General features: G+C 61.7%; 20 protein-coding genes. 8 read left to right on the top strand and 12 right to left on the bottom strand.

Features of this window, described 5'->3' with window-relative positions; translation table 11 throughout:
- Positions 1 to 55 precede the first annotated feature (55 nt).
- The 3 genes from QD228_RS14325 to QD228_RS14315 all read right to left on the bottom strand — a co-directional run bounded on the left by QD228_RS14325 (position 56) and on the right by QD228_RS14315 (position 3,468).
- Complete coding sequence (locus tag QD228_RS14325; protein ID WP_077374143.1) at positions 56 to 469, bottom strand: hypothetical protein; 414 nt, start codon at positions 467 to 469, stop codon at positions 56 to 58.
- A gap of 87 nt (positions 470 to 556) precedes the next feature.
- Complete coding sequence (locus tag QD228_RS14320; RefSeq protein WP_077374146.1) at positions 557 to 1,018, bottom strand: flavodoxin domain-containing protein; 462 nt, start codon at positions 1,016 to 1,018, stop codon at positions 557 to 559.
- Between the two features lie 428 nt (positions 1,019 to 1,446).
- A complete protein-coding gene (locus QD228_RS14315) occupies positions 1,447 to 3,468 on the bottom strand; it encodes a TonB-dependent receptor (RefSeq protein ID WP_279875936.1) in 2,022 nt (673 codons plus the stop codon).
- A gap of 849 nt (positions 3,469 to 4,317) precedes the next feature.
- On the opposite strand from QD228_RS14315, the gene QD228_RS14310 reads away from it, so the two are divergent.
- The 3 genes from QD228_RS14310 to QD228_RS14300 all read left to right on the top strand — a co-directional run bounded on the left by QD228_RS14310 (position 4,318) and on the right by QD228_RS14300 (position 7,458).
- A complete protein-coding gene (locus tag QD228_RS14310) occupies positions 4,318 to 5,226 on the top strand; it encodes a LysR family transcriptional regulator (RefSeq protein ID WP_077374153.1) in 909 nt (302 codons plus the stop codon).
- A 147-nt stretch (positions 5,227 to 5,373) separates the two neighbouring features.
- Entirely contained in the window at positions 5,374 to 5,817 is a 444-nt protein-coding gene (locus QD228_RS14305) for a secondary thiamine-phosphate synthase enzyme YjbQ (protein WP_279875935.1), read from the top strand.
- Positions 5,818 to 5,916: 99 nt separating this feature from the next.
- On the top strand, positions 5,917 to 7,458 hold the full coding sequence (locus tag QD228_RS14300) for an HNH endonuclease signature motif containing protein (RefSeq protein WP_279875934.1): 1,542 nt from the start codon (positions 5,917 to 5,919) through the stop codon (positions 7,456 to 7,458).
- 89 nt (positions 7,459 to 7,547) lie between these two features.
- Here QD228_RS14300 and QD228_RS14295 read toward each other — a convergent pair whose 3' ends face one another.
- The 3 genes from QD228_RS14295 to QD228_RS14285 all read right to left on the bottom strand — a co-directional run bounded on the left by QD228_RS14295 (position 7,548) and on the right by QD228_RS14285 (position 9,970).
- Positions 7,548 to 8,021, bottom strand: coding sequence for a phosphate-starvation-inducible PsiE family protein (locus tag QD228_RS14295; protein WP_279875933.1), 474 nt, complete (start codon positions 8,019 to 8,021; stop codon positions 7,548 to 7,550).
- A 103-nt stretch (positions 8,022 to 8,124) separates the two neighbouring features.
- Positions 8,125 to 8,823 carry a DnaA regulatory inactivator Hda gene (gene hda, locus QD228_RS14290; RefSeq protein WP_084208224.1) on the bottom strand — a complete coding sequence of 233 codons (699 nt, stop codon included), beginning with the start codon at positions 8,821 to 8,823 and terminating at the stop codon, positions 8,125 to 8,127.
- A gap of 37 nt (positions 8,824 to 8,860) precedes the next feature.
- Entirely contained in the window at positions 8,861 to 9,970 is a 1,110-nt protein-coding gene (locus QD228_RS14285) for an AI-2E family transporter (RefSeq protein ID WP_103751398.1), read from the bottom strand.
- A gap of 308 nt (positions 9,971 to 10,278) precedes the next feature.
- Here QD228_RS14285 and purM point away from each other — a divergent pair, with 308 nt between their 5' ends.
- Positions 10,279 to 11,361, top strand: a complete 1,083-nt coding sequence (purM, locus tag QD228_RS14280; RefSeq protein ID WP_279875932.1) for a phosphoribosylformylglycinamidine cyclo-ligase — start codon at positions 10,279 to 10,281, stop codon at positions 11,359 to 11,361.
- Positions 11,358 to 12,134, top strand: a complete 777-nt coding sequence (gene purN / locus QD228_RS14275; RefSeq protein WP_279875931.1) for a phosphoribosylglycinamide formyltransferase — start codon at positions 11,358 to 11,360, stop codon at positions 12,132 to 12,134. The genes purM and purN overlap by 4 nt, the downstream gene beginning before the upstream one ends.
- A gap of 132 nt (positions 12,135 to 12,266) precedes the next feature.
- On the opposite strand, the gene QD228_RS14270 is transcribed toward purN, so the two are convergent.
- The 4 genes from QD228_RS14270 to QD228_RS14255 all read right to left on the bottom strand — a co-directional run bounded on the left by QD228_RS14270 (position 12,267) and on the right by QD228_RS14255 (position 16,902).
- Positions 12,267 to 14,258, bottom strand: a complete 1,992-nt coding sequence (locus QD228_RS14270) for an autotransporter domain-containing protein (protein ID WP_279875930.1) — start codon at positions 14,256 to 14,258, stop codon at positions 12,267 to 12,269.
- A gap of 263 nt (positions 14,259 to 14,521) precedes the next feature.
- Positions 14,522 to 15,088: a dCTP deaminase gene (gene dcd, locus QD228_RS14265; protein ID WP_043334107.1), complete on the bottom strand. Its 567-nt coding sequence runs from the start codon at positions 15,086 to 15,088 to the stop codon at positions 14,522 to 14,524.
- A 127-nt stretch (positions 15,089 to 15,215) separates the two neighbouring features.
- Complete coding sequence (gene apbC / locus QD228_RS14260; protein ID WP_279875929.1) at positions 15,216 to 16,055, bottom strand: iron-sulfur cluster carrier protein ApbC; 840 nt, start codon at positions 16,053 to 16,055, stop codon at positions 15,216 to 15,218.
- A 133-nt stretch (positions 16,056 to 16,188) separates the two neighbouring features.
- Entirely contained in the window at positions 16,189 to 16,902 is a 714-nt protein-coding gene (locus tag QD228_RS14255; RefSeq protein WP_279875928.1) for an RNA pseudouridine synthase, read from the bottom strand.
- 404 nt (positions 16,903 to 17,306) lie between these two features.
- Between QD228_RS14255 and QD228_RS14250 the strand changes: the two genes are divergently transcribed.
- The gene (locus QD228_RS14250) at positions 17,307 to 18,011 is read left to right on the top strand and encodes a cell wall hydrolase (RefSeq protein ID WP_084208219.1); all 705 of its coding nucleotides are present in this window, start codon (positions 17,307 to 17,309) and stop codon (positions 18,009 to 18,011) included.
- 122 nt (positions 18,012 to 18,133) lie between these two features.
- On the opposite strand, the gene QD228_RS14245 is transcribed toward QD228_RS14250, so the two are convergent.
- Positions 18,134 to 18,607, bottom strand: coding sequence for a TerB family tellurite resistance protein (locus QD228_RS14245; protein WP_077374187.1), 474 nt, complete (start codon positions 18,605 to 18,607; stop codon positions 18,134 to 18,136).
- Between the two features lie 247 nt (positions 18,608 to 18,854).
- Between QD228_RS14245 and metG the strand changes: the two genes are divergently transcribed.
- A complete protein-coding gene (gene metG / locus QD228_RS14240; protein ID WP_279875927.1) occupies positions 18,855 to 20,906 on the top strand; it encodes a methionine--tRNA ligase in 2,052 nt (683 codons plus the stop codon).
- Positions 20,907 to 21,015: 109 nt separating this feature from the next.
- On the opposite strand, the gene QD228_RS14235 is transcribed toward metG, so the two are convergent.
- On the bottom strand, positions 21,016 to 21,516 hold the full coding sequence (locus tag QD228_RS14235; RefSeq protein WP_279875926.1) for a DUF3465 domain-containing protein: 501 nt from the start codon (positions 21,514 to 21,516) through the stop codon (positions 21,016 to 21,018).
- Between the two features lie 341 nt (positions 21,517 to 21,857).
- Here QD228_RS14235 and rsxA point away from each other — a divergent pair, with 341 nt between their 5' ends.
- Positions 21,858 to 22,439, top strand: coding sequence for an electron transport complex subunit RsxA (rsxA, locus tag QD228_RS14230; RefSeq protein ID WP_077374196.1), 582 nt, complete (start codon positions 21,858 to 21,860; stop codon positions 22,437 to 22,439).
- Position 22,440: the final 1 nt, after the last annotated feature.

Raw genomic sequence — 22,440 nt, 5'->3', positions numbered from 1 at the left:
ACGACGCCCCCGACCATCACTGGCCGGGGGCGTCGTCGTTTGCGGCAGACAGGGCTCAGTCGCTCTTGCGGCCCCGATGCATCCACAGACTGATGACATGCGCCACCAGCCCCAGTGTCAGGCCATCAACCAGCACTTCCAGCGCCCCTTCCCTGGGACGATCAAGCATCGGCGCGGCGAAGTTGAAGGCTGCCATCGCCGCCAGGCCCACCACCAGCCACACGAACACGCGACGCATCAGCCTCGGCACTTCGCCTTGGGCGACATCGGAGAGCTGGCGATAGATGTAGACCCCCAGCGCCGCGACGGCCACGGCAAAGCCACTGATCAGCATCAGGCGCGTGGTGTCACCGCTGAGCAGAAAACGCGGAATGTTGGCGACCATCACGATGGCGAGGCCCGCCAGCACGGAGACACGTTGCGGTGTCAGGTTGCGGGCGCGCGGATGATCAGGATTGAGTTTCGGCATGTGCAGCAGTCTCGAGGAAAGGTCGGGCAACGTGGAAATCGAACACGACGAAGAAGTCGGACGCCGGGCACGCCCGGCGTGACGGGATCAGGCGGTCGCCGGCAGCGTCGGAATCCAGCTCTCGACCCACGGCAGGGCCGCGTCATCCGCCATGAAGGTCTCCATGGCATCGATCTCGAGGCGCTCGCCGTGGCGCGTGGCGCCCAGATCCGCCAGACGCTCGTCCAGCTGACGCCCGGCACCGCAGTAGGTCTCGCCGTAGGAGCTGTCGCCGAGAGCGATGAGACCATAACGCAGCCAGTCCAGCGCCGGTGACTGGGCCGAGAGCGCATTGAGGAAGCCGCTCAGGTTGCCCGGCACATCGCCACTGCCGGTGGTGGAGGTGACGAACAGCGCCAGATCCGGGCGTGTCTCCGTCAAGTCTTCCAGTGTCGGCTGGTCAAGCACTTCCACCGTATAGCCTGCCTGCTCGAACAGCGGTTGCACCTGCTCGGCCACATCCAGTGAGCCGCCATACATCGTGCCGACAAAAATCTTCAGAAGCGCCATGCATCCTTCCTTATTCGTACGATCACCCGCCACGGGCGGGAACGTGAGTGCGGTGCGAAGAGTCGTGCAGCGGCTCTCCGACATTTGGTCGCGATGGTAGCACAGCCTGCCCGCGGGACGCAGGCCGGCCGGGGCCCGCGCCATGCAGCACGCGTACTCCAAAGACAAGACAGCGCCACCGTGAAAACACGATGGCGCCGCTTTTTTCTTGCGCTGACGTTCCTGCGCTGACGTTCCTGCGCTTACGTTCCTGCACTGACGTTCCTGCGCTGATGCCCTTGCATCGGTGCTGCCGTTGCCGCCGTGTCGCTACCTCGTTCTCTGGAGCGGGGCTACGCGTCAGTGAAGCCTCCCGGGGTGCGAGCCTGGATCACGACCGCTGGCGATGCCCTTCCGTCAGAGACACGCTGGCTGACAGCACCTTTTGATCAGAAGCGATACGCCGCCGACAGACGCACGTCACGCCCCGGGCTGGTGATGGCGCCCGGCGTGATGCCACGTGGGCTGTTGGTTTCCAGATAGAAGGTGTTCTGGTCGGAGTATTCCTTGTCGAACAGGTTGTAGAGACCGGCCGTCAGAGTCAGGTCCGGCATGTCACCCGGCACCCAGCTGGCGTAGAGGTCATGCGTGGCGTAACCGGCACGCTCGCTCTGGTCATCCGGCAGGTCGGTGAGGCGCTCGTAGGCGGTCACGGTCCAGCCAAGAGTCAGCTGCGGGTCGGCGAAGGTGTAACGGTTGTCCAGGCTCCAGCGGTCTCCGGTCTGGTTGCCCAGCCCCATGTCATCCACCACGGTCTCGCCCTGGTTGTCTTCCAGGTCCATGGTCAGGTAGCCCAGCGTCATGTCCCAGCCGCCCAGTCCGTAGGTGGCTCGCGCCTCGACACCCTTGCTGGTGACGATACCTTCCATGTTGGTGATGGTGGTCACGTCACCCGCCGACCCTTCGGTGATGTAGTTGTCGAAGTGGGTATCGAAGTAGGTGACTTCCAGTCCGGCACGGTCACGCTGGGTGAGGATGCCCTCGCCTTTCCAGCGGGCACCGACCTCGGTGCTGCGCGAGGTCTCGGCCTCGAGACCCGGCTCGACCACCAGCGTCTCGCCCGGGCCGACGCCCCCGTCGATCAACAGGGCTTCGCGGCCCTTGTTGCCACGCACGGCCGTGGCGTAGCCGGTGAACAGCTCGACACCCCCGCCGACACGCCAGTTGAGGCTCGCGTTGGGGCTGACATCGGTGTCATCCAGCGTCTCGCCATTGGCGTATTCGGTCCGGTAGTCATCGACCCGGGCACCGAAGGACAGATCCACCGCGCCGAGCGTCATGCGGTGCTGGGCGTAGAGCGCGATGTTGCGCGCCGTCTCGTCAAAGCCAGCGGTGCTGGATTCATCCTCGACGTAATCACTGCCCAGGGTCAGACGGTTGTTCATCGCCTCGGGGCCGAAGCGGAAGGTGTTGTTGAGATCCCCTCCGACACTCTCGACCTTGGCATTCGAGCTGGCCCCGGTAGCGAGGGACGTGCGGTCCACTTCCGTACTGGAGTGGAAGACATTGGCGTGCACATCCACCAGCCGCGAGCCCGGTTCGAAATCGTAGTTGGCGGTATAGGTGTCACGGCTCAGCTCGGTATCGACCTTGGCGTTGTTGAACGGCTGACACTCCATGTTGGGACGCACGCAGTAGATGCCGGTGTCCTCATTGTGCTCCGCGCTGAGTCGCAGGCTGTGCGCGCCCTGATCCAGCAGGCTGAACTTGCCGAAATAGCTGCGCTGATGACCGCCGGTGCCCTCTTCCTCATCACCGCCGCCGGTGCGGTAATCATCGCTGTTGCGTGCGCTGGTGGTGAACAGCAGCCCCGCGTTGGGCGCCACCTCCCCATACACCGACAGCGTGCCCTTGACGGCATCTGCCGCGGATTCCGTGCTGCCCTTCACCATGCCACCGACGCTCTGACCCGGCTTGAGCAGGTCCTGGGCATCCTTGGTCACGAACTTGATGCTGCCACCCAGCGCGTTCGGCCCGTTGTCCGCCGCCCCCGGCCCGGCCTGGACCTCGGCGCGCTTGAGCAGCTCCGGCTCGATGTTGAAGTTGGAGCTGTGGTGGAACAGGTAGCCGTTCTGGCTGGCGCCATCGATGCTGATGTTGAGGTTGGTATCTTCCAGCCCGCGGACGTAGAGCTTCTCGGAGGAGGCCGTGGTGCCGCCAACGGTGACGGAAGGCGTATCGCGGAAGATGTCCTTGAGATCACGCGCCTGATGCAGGGCAAGCTCTTCGCTGTCCACCACCGCCGTGGCCTCGAGGCGATCCTCCTCGACCTGCAGTGTCTGCATCTGCAGCGGCTCGGCATTGACCGTCCCGGCACACAGCAAGGCAATGGCCGCGACCAGCGGACGAGGAGTGAAGACCGTCGCGCGTGAAGCGCTGACGGTGTGGCGCGAAGAGAGGCAGACTGTCATGAGCGGAGCGTTCCCAAGATTAATAATAATAATGATTCTTCTTTGCAGGCGAGATAATGCACTTTCTTGCACATTTCCGTCATCTACCGTTTCTGCAACGCCTCTTCTCGAAACCTGCAATCGGGTGCCCTCCTCACGGGCACGCCCACTCGCCTCGCACCCATCTACCCCCTCGCCGATTCCCGATTTCTCGTGGCAGAAGGCCCCCCCAGCCGCGCAAGGACCTGCCCTGCGCCTTGCCTCACGAAAAAGACACTTTTTCTCACCTGTCTGTCATCAGATACGGAACCATCTCCGGTCACTGACGTCTGAGCCGTCATGCCGCCAATGACGCCAGTCCCCCGCCGTTGCGCATTCTGCCGAGGTGTCACGTTTCACGGAGATCGGAATTGCGCAATGCGTGCGACTTTGGATGCAACAATGACGGGATGGTGATATTGTTAGCCTGCTCAGAGTCGCCGGCATCCAGCGCCTGAAATCCGTTCTCGCGTTTCTGGCGCGGCACTGTGCGCGAAGCCGGGTTTCGAGACCGGTTTCAAGACCGGGCTTCAAGACCAGGCTTCAAGACTGAGCCCCAAGACCGGGCTTCACGAGCCGGCCGCAAGAGTTGAAGGCAAGAATCAAGTGCAAGACCTGTCGACGTGCGCTGCGGTGCACGACTGACAGGAGCGGTTGTTGATCGATGAGCGCGTCTTTGCCCGGGGCATCCCCCCGCGGTACGAGGGGCACGGTCATCGACAGGCAATCCGTTGTGCAGCCCCTGCGCTGCGACGGGCCCGACATGGCCCGTACAAGGTGGGTGTTTCCCTGACGACACACCCCGACCCCCTGAACAACCGGACCTATTCGATGAGCGATATCGACGCCTATAACACCTTTCTGATGGTCGCGGATCTCGGCAGCCTGTCCCGCGCTGCCGAACGCCTGCGCCTGCCCAAATCCACCGTCAGCCGTCGCCTCGACGCCCTCGAGGGCCGCTTTGGCACTCGTCTGGTGGAACGCGGCCATCGCGGTATCCGCCTGTCGGAAGCGGGTGAGACTCTCTACCGCTATGCGCGATCGATGGCCAACCTCGATGATGAAGCGCACCGCGCCATCGAGGATCGTCAGTCGGACCTCACCGGCACCATTCGGATCCACGCCACCCCAGCGCTGGGTCGTCACTTCCTGGGCCATGCTCTCACCAGCTTCCTGTCAGAGCACGACGGAGTCGATATCAAGCTGAAGCTGTGGCACAACGGTCGCGAGATTCTCGAGAACCAGCCGCATCTGGTCATCGGCTTCCCGCACCTGGCCGGCAGCACTCACGTCTTCCGCCCGCTGACCCAGTGGCAGCAAGCCGCCTACGCGGCCTCGCATGTCGAGCATCCCGAAGAGCTGCCGTGGGGCGAGCTGGAACCGCTGGTCTCCGGCACCTCGCTCTCGCGTCACCCGGAAGACCCGCGCCCGAATCACATCCAGTCCGATGACCTCGAAGTCCTCACCGACTACGTCGCCGATGGCCTGATTCGCGCCGTGCTGCCCATCGACTGGGTCAACTCGCTCAGCGAGCGCAACGGCCAGTCCTTCAAGCGTCTGGAATGCGACGAGATCCCGCCGGTCGAGATCGGCATGCTGTTGCCGCGCGGCCCGATCCCGACCCGCGTGCGCATGCTCGCCGACTGGCTCGCCCGCGAGATCGGCAAGACAGAACCGGAGCGCGTCACCGCCAAGGCCGCCCGTCGCACCGTCAGCGAAGCCGCCACCACTGCCGGGTGATGGCAGCGGCGCCATGCTGTCGCCCTCCTCTCGCTTGAGATGAGCCAGCGCAGCACGCCGCAAAAGGCCAGCCCTCAGGGGCTGGCCTTTTGCGTTCTGGCTTGTCATGTTTAGCATGTACTGAATCAACGACAGGCAGGGCTTCTCATGTGGCAACGCGACACTCTCACCCTCTCCGCCCGCAAGCGCGGTTTTCACCTCATCAGTGACGAGGTGGAGCAGGCATTGGCCGAAATGCCGCCGGTCAGTGTTGGCCTGCTGCATGTGCAGCTGCTGCACACCTCCGCCTCGCTGACGCTCAACGAGAACGCCGACCCCGACGTGCGCCACGACATGGACGCCTTCCTGCGCCGCCTGGTGCCCGGCAACCTGCCCTACTTCCGCCACACCCTCGAAGGCGATGACGACATGCCCGCCCACGTGCTCGCCAGCCTGCTCGGCACCCAACTCACGCTACCTGTCGAAGCCCGCCGCGGCGTCAATCGCCTCGCGCTCGGCACCTGGCAGGGCATCTGGCTCGGCGAACACCGCGACCACGGCGGCAGCCGCAGGTTGTGTCTGACGCTCAGTGGATCTCATACACAATGTTAGAATTCTTAATTCAGGCCAAATCATGAAAATAACATACTATGACATTAAGCTTAGAAACACTATAATTTCAGCACTTACAACCCAAGAGAATCCTTAATTATGCCAATTAAAATATCCAGTAAAATGAAAAAAATGCTTCCTGAAGCTCAGCGTGACGGAATTGAAGATTTTCTATGGATAAAATCCGGTGGAGTTTGCTTCTTATGCGCAGATACTCTTAATAAATCATCAGATTCAATCGAAGCTGATCATGATGTACCAGAGAGCAATGGCGGTAAAACTGATAGAGATAACTTAAATCTTGTACATGTAAAATGCAATAGATTCAAAAGAAACAACCCATCGATCACAGTTAGGCCTTACCTTCGCTTTCATGCTTTCCTAGAGGCGAGCAGATTTGACGTACAGTATGAAAAGGCACAAGAATTCTTTAACATCAAACCTGTTGAAGTTGATTACGAAATAAAAAAAGACAACATCATTAGCTTCCACCTCCCTGGCACCATCAAAGAGATAAATATCTATAATGAAAAAGTAGGCAAAGAAAATATTGAGTTTATCTTCATAGAAGTACCTAGAGAGGTAATTTGGAATGATTCTGAATGTCAGCCTCGAAACATTAAATCCAAGCAAATCCTTAGCATATATAGCGACATATTAACCAACCCACTACATGAACCACCGGGTTGCAGACTTAAAGAAACATCTAACGGGTATAAAATATTGATGTTCGATGGGCAACATAAGACCGTTGCTTCTTGGTTAGCTGGGCGTGATAGGATTGCGATAAAAATATACTTAAATTTTTCTAAAAACCAAGCTATCAGATTAGTTAATTCGGTACAGTCTCGTATAAAAAAACTACCTTTATCGAGCTTCGAATTAGCCTCAAAATTTGAGGAAGAGTGGTCCAGTAGATATGAAAGCTATATATCAAATGTGGGTGAAGAGGATTCTTCAGAGCTAGGGTTCTTAGATTGGATAGAAAAGGATGAGAAAAAAAGGGCAAAATCAGCTCTTGAAGCAGCACTTATAAAGAGCGTTATTGAAAATCCGGACTTGGCAATAAAAGAGTACATCGAAAGTACAGGCGAAAGTAATAAAGACATCCCCTTGATAAAAGAAACATCATTCCAGAACAAGGTTGTAAAAAAGCTAATCAATCTTAAGCCAAGAGAAGAGAAGGGTGAAGATGGAAAAATCATACGGCAAAGAGAACTAAGCTATATTATCAACATTATAAATAGCTTTGCTAGGCTGACATACGATCCTAATGGTGGTGGAGAACTAAGCCCGCAACAGATAGAGCGGCGCAAGCGACTTACGTATCAAGCATCATTACAGTATTTTTCACAGACGATCAAAACTGCTGTAGCTCATTTGCTTGTCACTGACCGTGAAAATGCTTTTATACACCAAGAACCGGCACCTGAAATAATAAATAATGTTTCAGAAATGATTGAGAAATTCGTTGGTCACCCGATATGGCAATCCAAACTAGAAGGCACAAAAAAATTAAATGATGTTGACTCAGCTTTAACTAGAAACCAAGATGCCGCAAAAGTATTTGCAGCCGTAGGGCTAAACGTCGGATATCTAAGAGCTACTGATGAACTACCTTCTGACTGGTCAGACGACTAAACTACAATTCTAAAACTAGATTAATATGGCCTCGAGGTGTAATGAGGCCATATTAATTACACAACATACGTTTAAACTTTTTATCTAAATTAACAATCTCCTTTTTTATCACCTACCGTGCCGCCCATCGGGTCAATGGCTTTGCTGGAGGGGTATTTGAAGGAGGCGTAGCGTACGGCGAGTACCGAGAGGGCGAGGAAGAAGATGCCGCCGCAGAGGTAGAGCAGGCCGATATCGGGGGCCTTGTGGTGGGAGACATCACCGATGAGGTAGCGCGTCAGCGCGGTGATGGCGATGTAGAGCAGAAAGCGGATCGGCAGGTGGTTGGTCTTGAAGTAGATACCGACCATCGCGCCGAGTTCGAGATAGATGAACAGCAGCAGGATGTCATCGACGCTGGCCGAGCCCTTGGCGAACATCTCGAAGAAGGCCGATACCGAGGCGATGGCAATCGCGCCGCCGATGGCGAACAGGCCGAGGTAGTGAAAGCCTTCGACCAGGAAGTTGCCGATCGAGTTGGCTTGCTTGTGCATGCGCTCCCGATGCTTGTCTAACCTGTTCATGCCGCGTGTCCTCAGACAGAGATGATGGGAAAGAGACTGCAATATCGGTGCCGCGGTCGTGATGAAGGCAAGATTGGGCCACCGGGCCCACGCAGGCGCTGCCCTACCAGCCGAGGGTCTGCTTGACGAAGGGAATGGTGAGCTTGCGCTGGGCGGAGAGCGAGGCGTTGTCGAGCTCGATCATCGCGGCGAACAGTCCCGGCAGGCTGCGCGGCCCGCGATGCAGGATGTAGCGGGCGACTTCATCGGGTAGCGCGAGGCCGTGGTCCTTGGCGCGCAGCTTGAGCGCCTCGAGACGCTGGGCATCATCCAGGCCGGAGAGGTGGAAGGTGACGCCCCAGGAGAGGCGTGAGGCCAGGTCCGGCAGGGTGACGGGGAGCAGGCGCGGCGCACAGCTGGCGCTGACCAGCAGGTGGCGGCCACTGTCACGCAGGCGGTTGTAGAGGTGGAACAGCGCCTCTTCCCAGCGCTTGCGGCCGATCACGCTCTCGAGGTCATCGATGGCGACCAGATCCATCTCGTCCAGCCCTTCCAGCATGTGCGGCGGGAAGTGGCCAATCTCCTTGAGCGGCAGGTAGAAGGCACGCTTGCCCTGCTCTCCCGCCAGATGGCATGCCGCCTGCAACAGATGGCTACGCCCACTCTGCTCACCGCCCCATAGATAGACGAAGGGCTCCCCGCCGTCAGCAAGCTGCCCCTTGAGGGCCTCTGCCAGCGAGGTGGAGGTGAAGTGGTAGTTGTCGAAGGTCGCGGCGTCGCGTACCCCGACGCCGAGTGCCATCTGTCCCTGTGTCATTGCCATCCGTCATGCTGGTTGTTGTTGCCGTGATCTCTCTCGATCACTGGGTATCCTCTGCCGCCGAAGGCGCGGGTGGCTCACTGGCGGCCACGGGGCGAGAATCACGCTGTTGATCATATAAAGTACTGTTTTTATAGCGATCATGCAGATAACGCAAGAGCACCATGATCACGGCGGCCACCGGCAGCGCCAGCAGAATGCCCGTGAACCCGAACAGCTGCCCGCCGGCCATGACGGCAAAGATGACCGCCACGGGGTGCAGGCCAATCTTGTCGCCCAGCAGCAGGGGTTGCAACACCACGCCTTCCAGCAGCTGCCCCAGCGCGAAGACACCGCCCACCGCCAGCAGCGCCCACCACTCACCGAACTGGAAGAAGGCCACCGTCGCCGCGATCAACACCCCGACGATGACGCCCAGATACGGCACGATACTCGCAAGCCCCGCCACCAGCCCGATGAGCAGCGCGAACTTGAGGCCGATGATGGCAAGGCCGATGGCATAGACGATGCCCAGGCTCAGCATCACCAGCAGCTGCCCTCGCAGGAAGGCCCCCAGTACCTCGTCGCAGTCATGGGCCAGCCGCGTGGCGGTCGGCTCCATGTGGCGCGGCAGGAGCCCCTGCAGCTTCTCCTTCATGCGGTCCCAGTCAAGCAGCAGATAGAAGGTGACGACGGGAATCAGCGCCAGGTTACCCAGCCAGATGGCCATGGCGAGCCCGGATTTGGAGACGGTGCCCAGGAAAGCGGCGGCGAAGGTACCGGTTTCCTTCCAGTTGCCCAGCAGCAGCGAGCGCACCTGATCGAAATCGGCGCTGAAATCCATGCCGGTGAAGGCCTGCACTTCCGGCAGGATCGTCTCGCGTATCCAGTTGAAGACCATCGGCATGAAGCTGATCAACTGCGCCAGCTGACGCCCGAGCAGCGGCACCAGAATGAGCAGCGCGATCAGCAGCACCACCGAGAGCACGCTGAACACCAGGCTGACGGCCAGTCGGCGCGACAGGCCCTTCTCTTCCAGCCAGTCAGCCAGCGGGTCGCCCAGATAGGCGAGAATCATGCCGATGAAGAACGGCATCAGAATCGGCTCCAGCAGAACCAGCAACCCGAGCAGGGCCACGCCTGCGGCCAGCAACCACCATTTACGCTGCATCATCACTCCTTGAGACAAGCTGTGTGGCTCACAGGCGGCATGTCGCCGACGGTCCACGCATGCCCCCATTGTTGCCTGTCACTGACTCACCCACAAGCGCCCGGCGAACGGGACGACCCGCCTGACGAAAGATGGCCAAAGGGACTGGCGCGCCCTCAGGAAAGCGCTCGGGGCGTGTCTTTCACATCATGGCCATTTTTTGTGAAACGCCACGGTGTCAGCCGTGAAGCGCAATGCTACAATAGCCGCCTTTCTTTCCCCCGATCGATCGTGTCTCACCGCTCAGGCCGCACCGACAGGAACCTCACATGACGCAACGCCCCCAGGACTCCTCGCCCAGCAAGACTTCCTTGAGCTACAAGGATGCAGGTGTCGATATCGATGCAGGCAACGCCCTCGTGGAACGCATCAAGGGTGTCGCCAAGCGCACTCACCGCCCGGAAGTGATGGGTGGTCTGGGTGGCTTCGGCGCCCTGTGCGAACTGCCGCAAGGCTATCGCCAGCCCGTGCTGGTCACCGGTACCGATGGCGTGGGCACCAAGCTGCGCCTGGCCATGGACCTCAACCGTCACGACACCATCGGCATCGATCTGGTCGCCATGTGTGTCAATGATCTGGTGGTCGCCGGCGCCGAGCCGCTGCAGTTCCTCGACTACTATGCCACCGGCAAGCTGGACGTCGACATCGCCGCTGACGTCGTCACCGGGATCGGCGAAGGCTGCCTGCAGTCCGGCTGTGCACTGGTCGGCGGCGAGACGGCCGAGATGCCGGGCATGTACGAAGGCAGTGACTACGATCTGGCCGGCTTCTGCGTCGGTGTGGTCGAGAAGTCCGAGATCCTCGACGGCAAGAAGGTCGGCGAAGGCGACGTGATTCTGGGTCTGGCCTCCTCCGGCCCGCACTCCAACGGCTACTCGCTGATCCGCAAGATTCTCGAAGTCGCCGATGCCTCGCTGCTGGAGCAGCAGATCGACGGCCAGCCGCTGGCTGACGCCCTGATGGCGCCGACGCGCATCTACGTCAAGCCGCTGCTGTCGCTGCTCAAGGAAAGCGGTGTGGCCGTGCACGCCATGTCCCACATCACCGGTGGTGGTCTGCTCGAGAACATTCCGCGCGTGCTGCCGGAAGACTGCACCGCCGAGATCGACGTCGCCAGCTGGAAGCGTCCGGCCGTGTTCGACTGGCTGCAGCAGCAGGGCAATGTCGAGGAGCACGAGATGCACCGCGTGCTCAACTGTGGCGTCGGCATGGTCGTCGTCGTGGCCGCGGCGGATGCCGATGCCGCGCGCGCTCACCTGGAAGCCCAGGGCGAGACGGTCTTCACCCTCGGTGCTATCCGTGCACGCAAGGGCGAAGAAGAACAGGTCCAGCTGGAGAATCTGTCCGCATGATCGAACCGACTACCAACGCCTCCAACGGTGACACTCTCGGCGGCTTCGGCAACGGTTTCGAGGCGGATGACACGCCGGTACGCCCACGCGTCGTGGTACTGATCTCCGGCAGCGGCAGCAACCTGCAGGCGCTGCTGGAGGCTCAGGAGCACGATGAGCTGGGCGGCGACGTGGTCGCGGTGATTTCCAACAAGGCCGATGCCTACGGCTTGGTGCGCGCACGCGAAGCGGGCGTGGATGCCGTGGTGCTGCCGCATGACGAGTACGAGAATCGCGAGCACTACGATGGCGCCCTGATCAAGGTGATCGAACGCCACGAGCCGGATCTCATCGTGCTGGCCGGCTTCATGCGCATCCTGTCGCCGATCTTGGTGCAGCGCTTCTTCGGTCGACTGATCAACATCCATCCGTCACTGCTGCCGGCCTGGCCGGGCCTTGATACCCATCGCAAGGTTCTGGAAGCTGGCGAGAAGGAACACGGCGCCAGCGTGCACTTCGTCACCGAGGAGCTCGACGGTGGTCCGGTGGCGATCCAGGCCGTCGCCAACGTGCTGGAAGGTGATGATGAAGCCAGCCTCAAGGAACGCGTGCACACGCGTGAGCATCTGATCTACCCGATCGCGGTGCGCTGGTTCCTCGAAGGCCGCCTGAAGCTCGACGGCGAAGTGGCCAAGCTGGATGGCCATGACCTGCCGGTGGGCGGTCTGCGCCTCTCCCACGCCGATGTGGAAGAAGAGCTCAGCGATGAGCTGCCGGAAGGTGAAGAAGACTGATCAGTGACGCTGCCTTGCTGGCAAGGCCGACTGAACTGACAGCGAACTGAAAACAGAAGACCCCGCGACATGCCAATGTCACGGGGTCTTCTTGTCTCTCACGCTTCCCTTCTCTCTCGGCGGCTTGCGCTTCTAGAAGGTATAACTCACGCCCACCTCGCCGCGCGCCGTCACCTCATCCCATGTCTCGATGCCGGCGCCCAGATGCAACATGGCATTGCGGCCCAGTTGCATGCGCCAGCCGCCATCGACACGCAGGTAGTTGTCACTGCCGCGATCGAGATCCTCGGCGCTGTAGGCATTGGTCGGCAGGCTCGCCAGACGCACCTCGGCGCTCTCGGCGTCATCATCGAGACGCTTGCCGTAGGCCAGCTCCCCGTAGAGGCCGAAGCCATCCGCGACGGCGCGATCGACCATGAAGCCCAGCTCGACACGCCGATCGCGCAGCGTCTGATCCGAGACGCTCAGGGCATTGGCGGCGGAGCCGGATTCGGTGTAGCCATCGAGGTCGGACTCGGTGTGGCGATAGGCCACGAAGGGCGCGTTGTACCACAGCGAATCGGCGGCGGTGAGGCGATAATCGAGACGCGCCTCGGCGCTGAAGCCATCGCCATCCGTCTCACCGGACAGGGTGCGCGATGACTGGCCCAGCGCGACATGGCGGTCGAGATCGTACTCGAAGTCACCGTAGCTGGCCACTGCCTGCATGCCAACTCTGCCCAGCTGCTGACGGGCGAACAGACTGAATACCTGACCTTCCAATTCAAGCTCACTGCCGTCGTCGACATCGAAGTCCGCATGGCGCTGACTGACCGCCACCCCGCCCCAGGCGCGGCCGAGCGCGTTGTCCAGCGGCAGCATCACGCCGACACCCGCGCCGCGCTGTTCGCTGTCAACGCCTTGCTGGCCGGTGGAGGTCTCCCCATCGCCGGTGCCGCCAGTGGCCGAGCCGATGGCGAACACACGCACGCCCGTCTCCCCTCCCGCGTGCGGATGCTGCGCCCCGGGGCGCAATTCATCGGCGAGACTACGCTGACTGGCATTGAGCGCCCCCGTGCCCAGCTGCGGCGCCAACCCCAGTACCGAGGGCGCGGCGAGCATCGCATAGGCGTAGTCGGCGAGAATCTCCTGACCGGCGGTGGTCGGGTGCACCCCGTCATTGAACAGCAGGGAGTCCGGGTCTTCTGCAGCTCCGCCCAGCCCATAAGGCGTGACGTTGCAGCTGTCCGAGAAGCACACCTGGGTCAGCGGCACGTCGCTGGCAAAGCCGAACTCGGCCGGCGATGCCAGTACCTCCTCGAGAATGCCGACGGTGTCGAGCCGGATGATGTTGACCTGACCATCCAGCGCCGCCAATCGCTCGCCCAGCGCGTCATTGAAGACGCCCACCAGCGCGGAGGTCCCCGCCGCCTGCGCGGCACCCGCCGACTGACCTGCCGGCGTGCTGCCGACATCCGGCAGGTTGGAGACCATGATGGTAGTCGCCCCCGCCGCCGCCAGTGCCTCCACCGCCGCGGCCAGATTGCCGGCAGAGGCGACCGCCGTGGCCGGTGAGGTGATCACGCCCTGCAGGAAGTCATTGCCACCGCCGTTGACGTAATAGAGCGCGTCCGGGTCGGCACTGCCGCCGGTGCTGACCAGATAGCCATCCTCGACCCTGAGCACCGTACCACCACCCGGGCTGCCCGCGGGGATGACCACCTCGGAGCCATCCTCGTCGGTCACCGAGGCCAGAATCTGCGCCGTGGTATAGCCGCCCACGGCGTAGTTGGTGCCGTCACTGAAGCCGGCCAGCGGATAGATCACCGAGGTGGAAGGCTCAGCGGCAAGCCCAAGCTCCGTGGCCAGCAACTGGGTCGAGACGCTGCCATAGGGCGAGTTCTCGTAATCCGGCCCGCTGCGGTTGGTGAATCGTAGGCTGTTGAGGCCGCCCAGGGTGGTATCGGGGAACTGCCCGGAATCGCTCAGGCTGTCGCCGAAGAGATAGATGTCGGAATAGGCCTGCGCGGGAGTCGCCAGCAGCGTGGTGCTGATGGCGAGCGCGAGACTGCTCAGAGTGAAACGTCGGACCAGACCGCTGGCGCTGGTCGGAGGGAATACAGCGCGATGTGAACGCGATGGCATGGCGTGCCCCTTGCTTGTGGGAGGTATCCGTCCTGCAGCCACTCTGGGGTGGCCTGCAGACAAGCATAGGCAATAAAACAAGTGATTGAATCGATTGTTTTGTTCAACTTCCGACTAATGCTTCGGCTCGCAAGCAGCAAGCAGCGAGCACATCCGCGACGGATCTCGCCTGCGTTCGCGCAAAGAAAAAGCGCCTCCCGGGGGAGGCGCTTTCGGCAATCACAGGCGCGGCTGGCAGCGGAAGCAGTACCGCTACCGGTGCCTCAGGTACGCGGCAGTGTCACGCCACGCTGGCCCTGGTACTTGCCACCGCGATCCTTGTAGCTGGTCTCGCAGACTTCGTCGGACTCGAGGAACAGCATCTGCGCCACGCCTTCGTTGGCGTAGATGCGCGCCGGCAGGTTGGTGGTGTTGGAGAACTCGAGGGTGACGTGCCCTTCCCACTCCGGCTCCAGCGGCGTCACGTTGACGATGATGCCGCAGCGCGCATAGGTGGACTTGCCCAGGCAGATGGTCAGCACGTTACGCGGAATGCGGAAGTACTCGATGGTACGGGCCAGCGCGAAGGAGTTGGGCGGAATCACGCAGGAATCGCCTTTCACGTCCACGAAGCTCTTCTCGTCGAAGTGCTTGGGGTCCACCGTCGCCGAATGGATGTTGGTGAAGACCTTGAACTCATCCGAGCAGCGCACGTCGTAGCCGTAGCTGGAGGTGCCGTAGGAAATCACACGGCGCTCATCGTGAAAGCGCACCTGATCGGGCTCAAAGGGTTCGATCATGTCGTGGCTTTCGGCCATGCGACGGATCCACTTGTCGGATTTGATGCTCATCGAGCGTACCTGACTGACTGATGGGGGAGAGACGCGTGAGCGCCATGAAACGCGGGCCAGCATGATACCGGCCCGCTGCGCCGCTGGAAACCTCGCGACGAGGCGACGGCGGCGTGTCGGCTCAGGCTCAGCTGAAGCTGATGCTCGGGCCTTCGTCCGCCTCGGCAGTGTCCAGGGTCTCGATGACCTGACGCGCGATGGAGAAGAAGCACTTGGCCACCTCGCCTTGCGGCTCCGCGATCACGCTGGGACGACCACCATCGGCATTCTCGCGGATGCTCAGGGTCAGCGGCAGCTGGCCCAGCAGACGAGTCTGGTATTCCTCGGCGATGCGCTCACCGCCACCGGCACCGAAGACCGCTTCACTGTGGCCACACTGGCTGCAGGTATGCGTGCTCATGTTCTCGACCACGCCCAGCACCGGCACCTTGACCTTGCGGAACATCTCGATGCCCTTCTGGGCATCCAGCAGCGCGATATCCTGCGGCGTGGTGACGATGACAGCCCCGGAGACCGGCACCTTCTGTGACAGGGTCAGCTGGATGTCACCGGTGCCCGGCGGCATGTCGATCAACAGCACGTCCAGCTCTCCCCAGGCAGTCTGGTTGAGCAGCTGCTGGAAGGCACCCGCGACCATCGGGCCACGCCAGACCATCGGGTCCTTCACGTCGACCAGATAGGCCATCGACATGGTCTTGATGCCGTGGGCCTCGATGGGGCTGAAGACCTGCTCACCGGCCATCTCCGGACGCTGACCGGTCGGCACGCCGAACATCTGCGCCTGACTCGGCCCGTAGATGTCGGCGTCCAGCAGGCCGACCTTGAGACCTTCCTGAGCCAGCGCCAGTGCCAGATTGGCCGTCACGGTGGACTTGCCGACGCCACCCTTGCCGGAGGCGACGGCCACGATGTGCTTGATACCTTCCATATCTTGAAACTCCTGTGACGGCCTGCGCCGTGCGGTCAACGCAGCAGGCGCAGACGTCTGAACTGTCAGCGAAAAAAGCCGTGGAACACGATGGGCACAGTATGCCTGCCACCGCGATACGGGCCAAGCCGATGGGACATGCCTCGAGGAGTCATGACCCGATGAACCATGATCAGAAACGCACGTCGACCGGCAGGAAACGCCACTCGCCCGGTGCCATGCGGCCCAGCAGGATCGCGCCCAGGCGCAGGCGGCGCACCTCGATGACCTTGAGGCCCTGCTCCTCAACCGCGCCACGGATACCGCCCACCGGCACGCGCTTCATGGCGATGCGCAGACGGGTATCACTCTGCCAGCTGATGCTGATCTTGGGCTTGCGGCCACGGATGTCGGCGCACAGCGCGAAGCCGATACGCTTGAGGCCTTCATCATCCAGCGTGCCTTCCACTTCGACGACGTATTCCTGCTCCAGCTGGTCCAGGTCATCACCGAGCTTGCGGATCACACCACGATTCTGTGACCACACCGCGAGACCGGACTCGTCCTCGGCCAGCTCCGCCAGCGGCTGCTGGGACAGGAAATGCACCTTGAGCCAGTCGGCACCACTGTTGTCCAGCGCACTGCGCGGCGCGCCGTCACGCAGGGTGAGCGGGTCCGGCAGCGGAGCGCCCGGCGGGCGATACCACACCAGAGTCATCGGCGCGATGGGCTCCATGCTGGCGCCCTCATCGACCGTGACCTCCTCATCCGTGACCTTGAAGAACGGCGCCTCGACGACTTCGCCCGCGACTCGCACCACCCCCTGGGCGATGAGATGCTCGGCTTCACGACGTGAAATGCCCTGCTGATGGGCCAGGAACTTGGATAGACGGACGGGTTCAGTCATGGAAACTCTCAAGGACAGCGACGCTAGCGACCGGAGGTAATGGCACGCACCAGCGCAGGATGACGAAGTGTGATGCACGATGGACAATCACGAAGACCGGCCATGATAACGACATGCCGGCGCGATGACACGGGAGAATGCCCGCCGCCGCCCGGCGTGATTCAATGGCGGCAGGGAACTCTTCCCGACTGTCGTCGTCTGAGCTGCGTCAGAGTTGCGTTGAAGCCGACAAGGGGCATCGAACGAATGACATCGGGCAAGATGGCGCGTCTGCGCGACTCGCCCTCATGCGACCATCACTGCTCGATCGCGCCCGAAGGGTCATCACGCCGGGGGATGCCTGTGTCACTGCCTAGATTGGCACACCACCCCAAGCCTACAGGACATGTCTACAGGTAAACTGCATGCGTCCATCGACATCCGCGCACCCCGTGCGTGCCCACGCTACACCCCCGGCACCGCGCCGCGGCATTGCCGGCATCGACCGCCACGCCACGCTGCGTGGACTGCGTCATCTGCTGCTTGTCGCGGGGCTGACGCTGGCGGCTGGCTGCTCGGCGCCACAGGCCTCGGACACCCCTGCCGCTGCCAATGCCGTCAGCGCCGCCGCCAAGGCCGAGCGCCTCGAGAGCCTGCTGGTGCGAGGCCAGGACGACATCCCCGATGAGCTGTTGCTGACCAAGGCCGGCGCCCGCGCCATCGACCCCAATGGCCAGCGACCGGTGGACGACCCGCTGACCTGTCTGGCGCGCGCCGCCTACTGGGAAGCCAAGGGCGAAGGCCGAAGCGGCATGCAGGGCATCGTCAACGTGGTGATCAATCGCGCCGCCGACCCGCGCTTCCCCGACAGCCTCTGTGGCGTGGTCAAGCAGGGCGGCGAGAGCGGCAGCTGCCAGTTCTCCTGGTGGTGTGACGGGCGTTCCGACAGGATTCGCGAGCCGGAAGCCTACGCCGAGGCACGCGACGTGGCTCGGCAGGCGCTCAACCATCAGCTGGAAGACGTCACCGACGGCGCGCTCTACTTCCACGCCCGCTACGCCACGCCCTACTGGGCCAAGCGCTTCGTGCGCACCGCGCGCATCGGTCAGCACCTGTTCTATCGCAACTGAGCGCGAGCCGCTGCTGCTGGATGACCGCTGTTGAGAGCCAACCGACACTGCGACCACAAGTCGGAAACACGACGCCCCCGTTGCCATTGGCAGCGGGGGCGTCTGCATGAGAGCGGCTGCGCTTACTTGTCCGGCTGGGCCGCTAGCTTGGTACGGATGAATTCGCTGTGACTGACGTGCAGCAGTCCGGCAAGCCGGCGGATGCGATGCTCCTCATGGGCATCCAGCTCGCCATCGGCGTACGCCAGCTCCCAGAGCATGCCGATCAGCTCGGTGCGCTCCTCAAGGCTCATGTGCTCGTTGAGCTGCTTGACGAAGCGGTAGTGATCCGTGGCCTGTTCGGCATCCTGTTCGGCCTGGGACAACAGGCTGGCAAGCTCATCCTTCTCCAGCGAGAAACGCTCGGCCAGCTGGCGTGCAAGCGCTTCTCGCTCGCGCACGTCGAGGTGGTCATCGGCGCGCACCACCTCGAACATCAGCACGGCCATCGCAAGTTCGGGGCCAGGTTCATCGTTGGGGCGCGCGTTGCTGCCGGGCATCATCACCTGACGGATGAGACGATTGATCTGACCGGCGACGGATAGTTGAGCTGCCATGCTGACCTCCAGAAACGGGAAAAGTGGCGTATAGCATCCTTCATGAGGGCGCCGGGAAGGGATGCAACCGCACAGTTGCGCATGGCGGCGTTGCTGGTGACGCGACGCGCCCTTCGCGCCGCCCGCACCTTCGCGATATAGTAGCGCTCATCCCGACGGGGCGATGCGTTCGCCCCTATCACGTGTCATTCCGGCGAGCCGCTGCCCTTCACGCAGCAGGCGCCCTTTACCGTCAAGACGAGGCCTCATGTCAGCGCGCAAGATTCTGGTCACCAGTGCCCTGCCCTATGCCAATGGGTCGATCCACCTGGGTCACCTGCTTGAGTACATCCAGACCGACATCTGGGTACGCTTCCAGAAAAGTCGTGGCCACGAATGCCATTACGTGTGCGCCGATGACGCCCACGGTACCGCCATCATGCTGCGTGCCGAGCAGGAAGGCGTCACCGCCGAGCAGCTGATCCAGCGCGTGAGTGACGAGCACCAGGCCGACTTCGCCAAGTTCGGTGTCGACTTTGACAACTACCACTCCACCCACTCGCCGGAGAACCGCGCCCACAGCGAGCGCATCTATCTGGCGCTGCGTGATGCCGGCCATATCGCCACCCGCGATATCGAGCAGATGTTCGACCCGGTCAAGGGCCTGTTCCTCGCCGACCGCTTCATCAAGGGCACCTGCCCGAAGTGCAAGACCGAAGACCAGTACGGCGACAACTGTGAAGCCTGCGGCGCGGCCTACACCCCGGCCGAGCTGATCAATCCGGTCTCGGCCATCTCCGGTGCTACCCCGGAAATGCGCACCTCCACGCACTACTTCTTCAAGCTGCCGAACTTCGCCGAGTTCCTGCAGCAGTGGACCAAGAGCGGCCGCGTGCAGAGCCAGATCTCCAACAAGCTGCAGGAATGGTTCGAGGCGGGTCTGGCCGAGTGGGACATCTCCCGCGATGCACCGTACTTCGGCTTCGAGATTCCGGACGCGCCGGGCAAGTACTTCTACGTGTGGCTGGACGCGCCGATCGGCTATCTGGCCAGCTTCCAGAACCTGTGCGAGAAGCAGGGCATCGACTTCGACAGCTACTGGAAGGCCGATTCCGACGCCGAGGTCTATCACTTCATCGGCAAGGACATCGTCTACTTCCACGCCCTGTTCTGGCCGGCGATGCTGGAAGGTGCCGGCATGCGCACCCCGACCGGCGTCAACTGCCACGGTTTCGTGACCGTGAACGGCGCCAAGATGTCCAAGTCGCGCGGCACCTTCATCAAGGCCGACACCTACGCGCAGTTCCTCAACCCGGAATACCTGCGCTACTACTTCGCCGCCAAGCTGACCTCCGGCGTCGATGATCTCGACCTCAACCTCGAGGACTTCACCGCCCGCGTGAATTCCGACCTGGTCGGCAAGGTGGTCAACATCGCCAGCCGCTGTGCCGGCTTCGTCAAGAAGCTGGGCGACGGCAAGCTGTCCGCCACCTGCGCCGAGCCGGAGCTGGTCGAGCGCTTCATCGCCGCTGGCGAAGGCATCGCGGCGGACTTCGAGGCCCGTGAATTCGCCCGCGCCATGCGCAAGGTGATGGAGCTGGCCGATGAAGCCAACACCTACATCGCCGACAAGGCGCCGTGGGCGATGGCCAAGGAAGACGGCCGCGAGCAGGAAGTGCTCGACGTCTGCTCCGTGGGCATCAACCTGTTCCGCCAGCTGATGGTCTATCTGGCGCCGGTGATTCCGGAGCTGGCCGACAAGGCGCGCGACTTCCTGAACCTCGAGAGCCTGGACTGGGCCAGCCGCGAAAGCGTGCTGAGCGATCATGCCATCAACAAGTTCAAGCCGCTGCTGACCCGTGTCGAGCCGGAGCGCATCGACAAGATGCTCGAAGCCTCGCGCGAAGTGCTGGTCGAGGAGCAGAAGATCAAGGACGGCACCGCCAAGGCGGAAGCTGCCGTCGCGCCGAGCCCGCTCGACGCCGATCCGATCGCCGAGGAGATCGACTTCGACACCTTCATGAAGACCGACCTGCGCGTGGCGAAGATCGTCAAGGCGGAGCACGTCGAGAAGGCGGCCAAGCTGCTCAAGCTGACATTGGATATCGGCGGCGAGACGCGCACCGTATTCTCCGGCATCAAGTCCGCCTACGCGCCGGAAGCCCTGGAAGGCCGCCTGACCGTAATGGTCGCCAACCTCGCACCGCGCAAGATGCGCTTCGGTGTCTCCGAAGGCATGGTGCTGGCCGCCGGTGACGACGAAGGCATCTACCTGCTGGAGCCGCACACCGGTGCCAAGCCGGGTCAGCGCGTCACTTGATCCGCTGATTCAGCCTCGCTGAAGCCTCTTCAGCACGACGCCCCGCCAGAGAGTCTCTGGCGGGGCGTCGTCGTTCAGGCATCTGGCTCAGGACTCGGCAGCATCACGATCACTCGTAACGGCGACCGGCATGCTCCAGCCAGCCATCCACATGGCGCCCACCGGGATCATGATGCGTCCAGTGGATCACGCCGCCCTTGTCGGTCCACTCGTATTCCCCGTAGAAGCCGATGCGATCCCCGACCTGAAGACTGTCGATACGCGGCGCGAGATCGATGTTATGCGCCACCAGAATGGTGGTCCCGCCTGCCACTCGAATCAGGAATTTCTGATGACGACTGCCCTTGAGATCATCCCGAAGCAGGCGTATCACCTCCCCCGTGCCGCGCACCTGCACATCACTCTGCTGCGCGCGGATGGCATCGCGCAGGCGCTGCTCATCCGCGGAGCCGGTGCCCTGTTCCTGCGTGGTCTGCGGTGAACGGAAGTCGCTCCACCACTGTGTGAGCGAAAGGTTGCCATTGCCCGTCAGCTGGGAAATTCCCGCCAGGATGACCACGATGACAATGACCCACAACGGCCGCCTGCCGCGCGAACCCGATCGACGCATATCCCACTCCTTGTGCAATCCCTTGAGGATGAAAAGACACTGGCAACGCCAGAATCATAAAAAGTAATAAAGGAATTCTTCTTTATTACTTCAAGAGCCAAGCAAAACACGAAACAATGGCCGTCTCACACTGGCAACACTGCGCCTTGATTGCCACGCTACAGGCTGTCGGCAGGCAGTATCTTGCGTATAATGCTGCCGCGCTCGACGCTCCTTCCTGACGTGCCGCATCCTGACTGCGCACGACAGCGACGCGCCATGATCTTCTGCTAGCGCAGCGTCATGCCTGTCGACCGTACACCAGAGCGCCTTCGAAACACCCTGACCGAGCGACGCCCCTGATGAGTGAATACCTTCTTATCCTGATCAGCACCATCCTGGTCAACAATTTCGTGCTGGTTCAGTTCCTCGGCCTGTGCCCGTTCATGGGGGTCTCCAACAAGCTGGAGTCGGCGATGGGCATGTCGCTGGCCACCACCTTCGTGCTCACTCTGTCCTCGATGTGCGCCTACCTGACCTACCACTTCATCCTCGCGCCGCTGGGGCTTGAGTACCTGCGCACCATCGCGTTCATCATGGTGATTGCCGTGGTGGTGCAGTTCACCGAGATGGTGGTCAAGAAGACCAGTCCGCTGCTCTACCAGGTGCTAGGCATCTTCCTGCCGCTGATCACCACCAACTGTGCGGTGCTCGGTGTGGCGCTGCTGACCCTGAACCGCAATTCAAGCTTCATGGAAGCCACGCTCTACGGTTTCGGTGCGGCCGTGGGCTTCTCGCTGGTGCTGGTGCTGTTCGCCGCCATGCGTGAGCGCCTGGCCTTCGCCGATGTGCCACGCCCCTTCCAGGGCCCGGCCATCGCGATGATCACCGCCAGCCTGATGTCGCTGGCCTTCCTCGGCTTCTCCGGACTGGTGCAGATCTGAC

The organism is Cobetia sp. 3AK, assembly GCF_029846335.1.
GTDB lineage: Bacteria > Pseudomonadota > Gammaproteobacteria > Pseudomonadales > Halomonadaceae > Cobetia > Cobetia marina.
The sequence above is the reverse complement of the archived record's forward strand: the minus strand, read 5'-3'. Positions and strand labels throughout refer to the sequence as shown.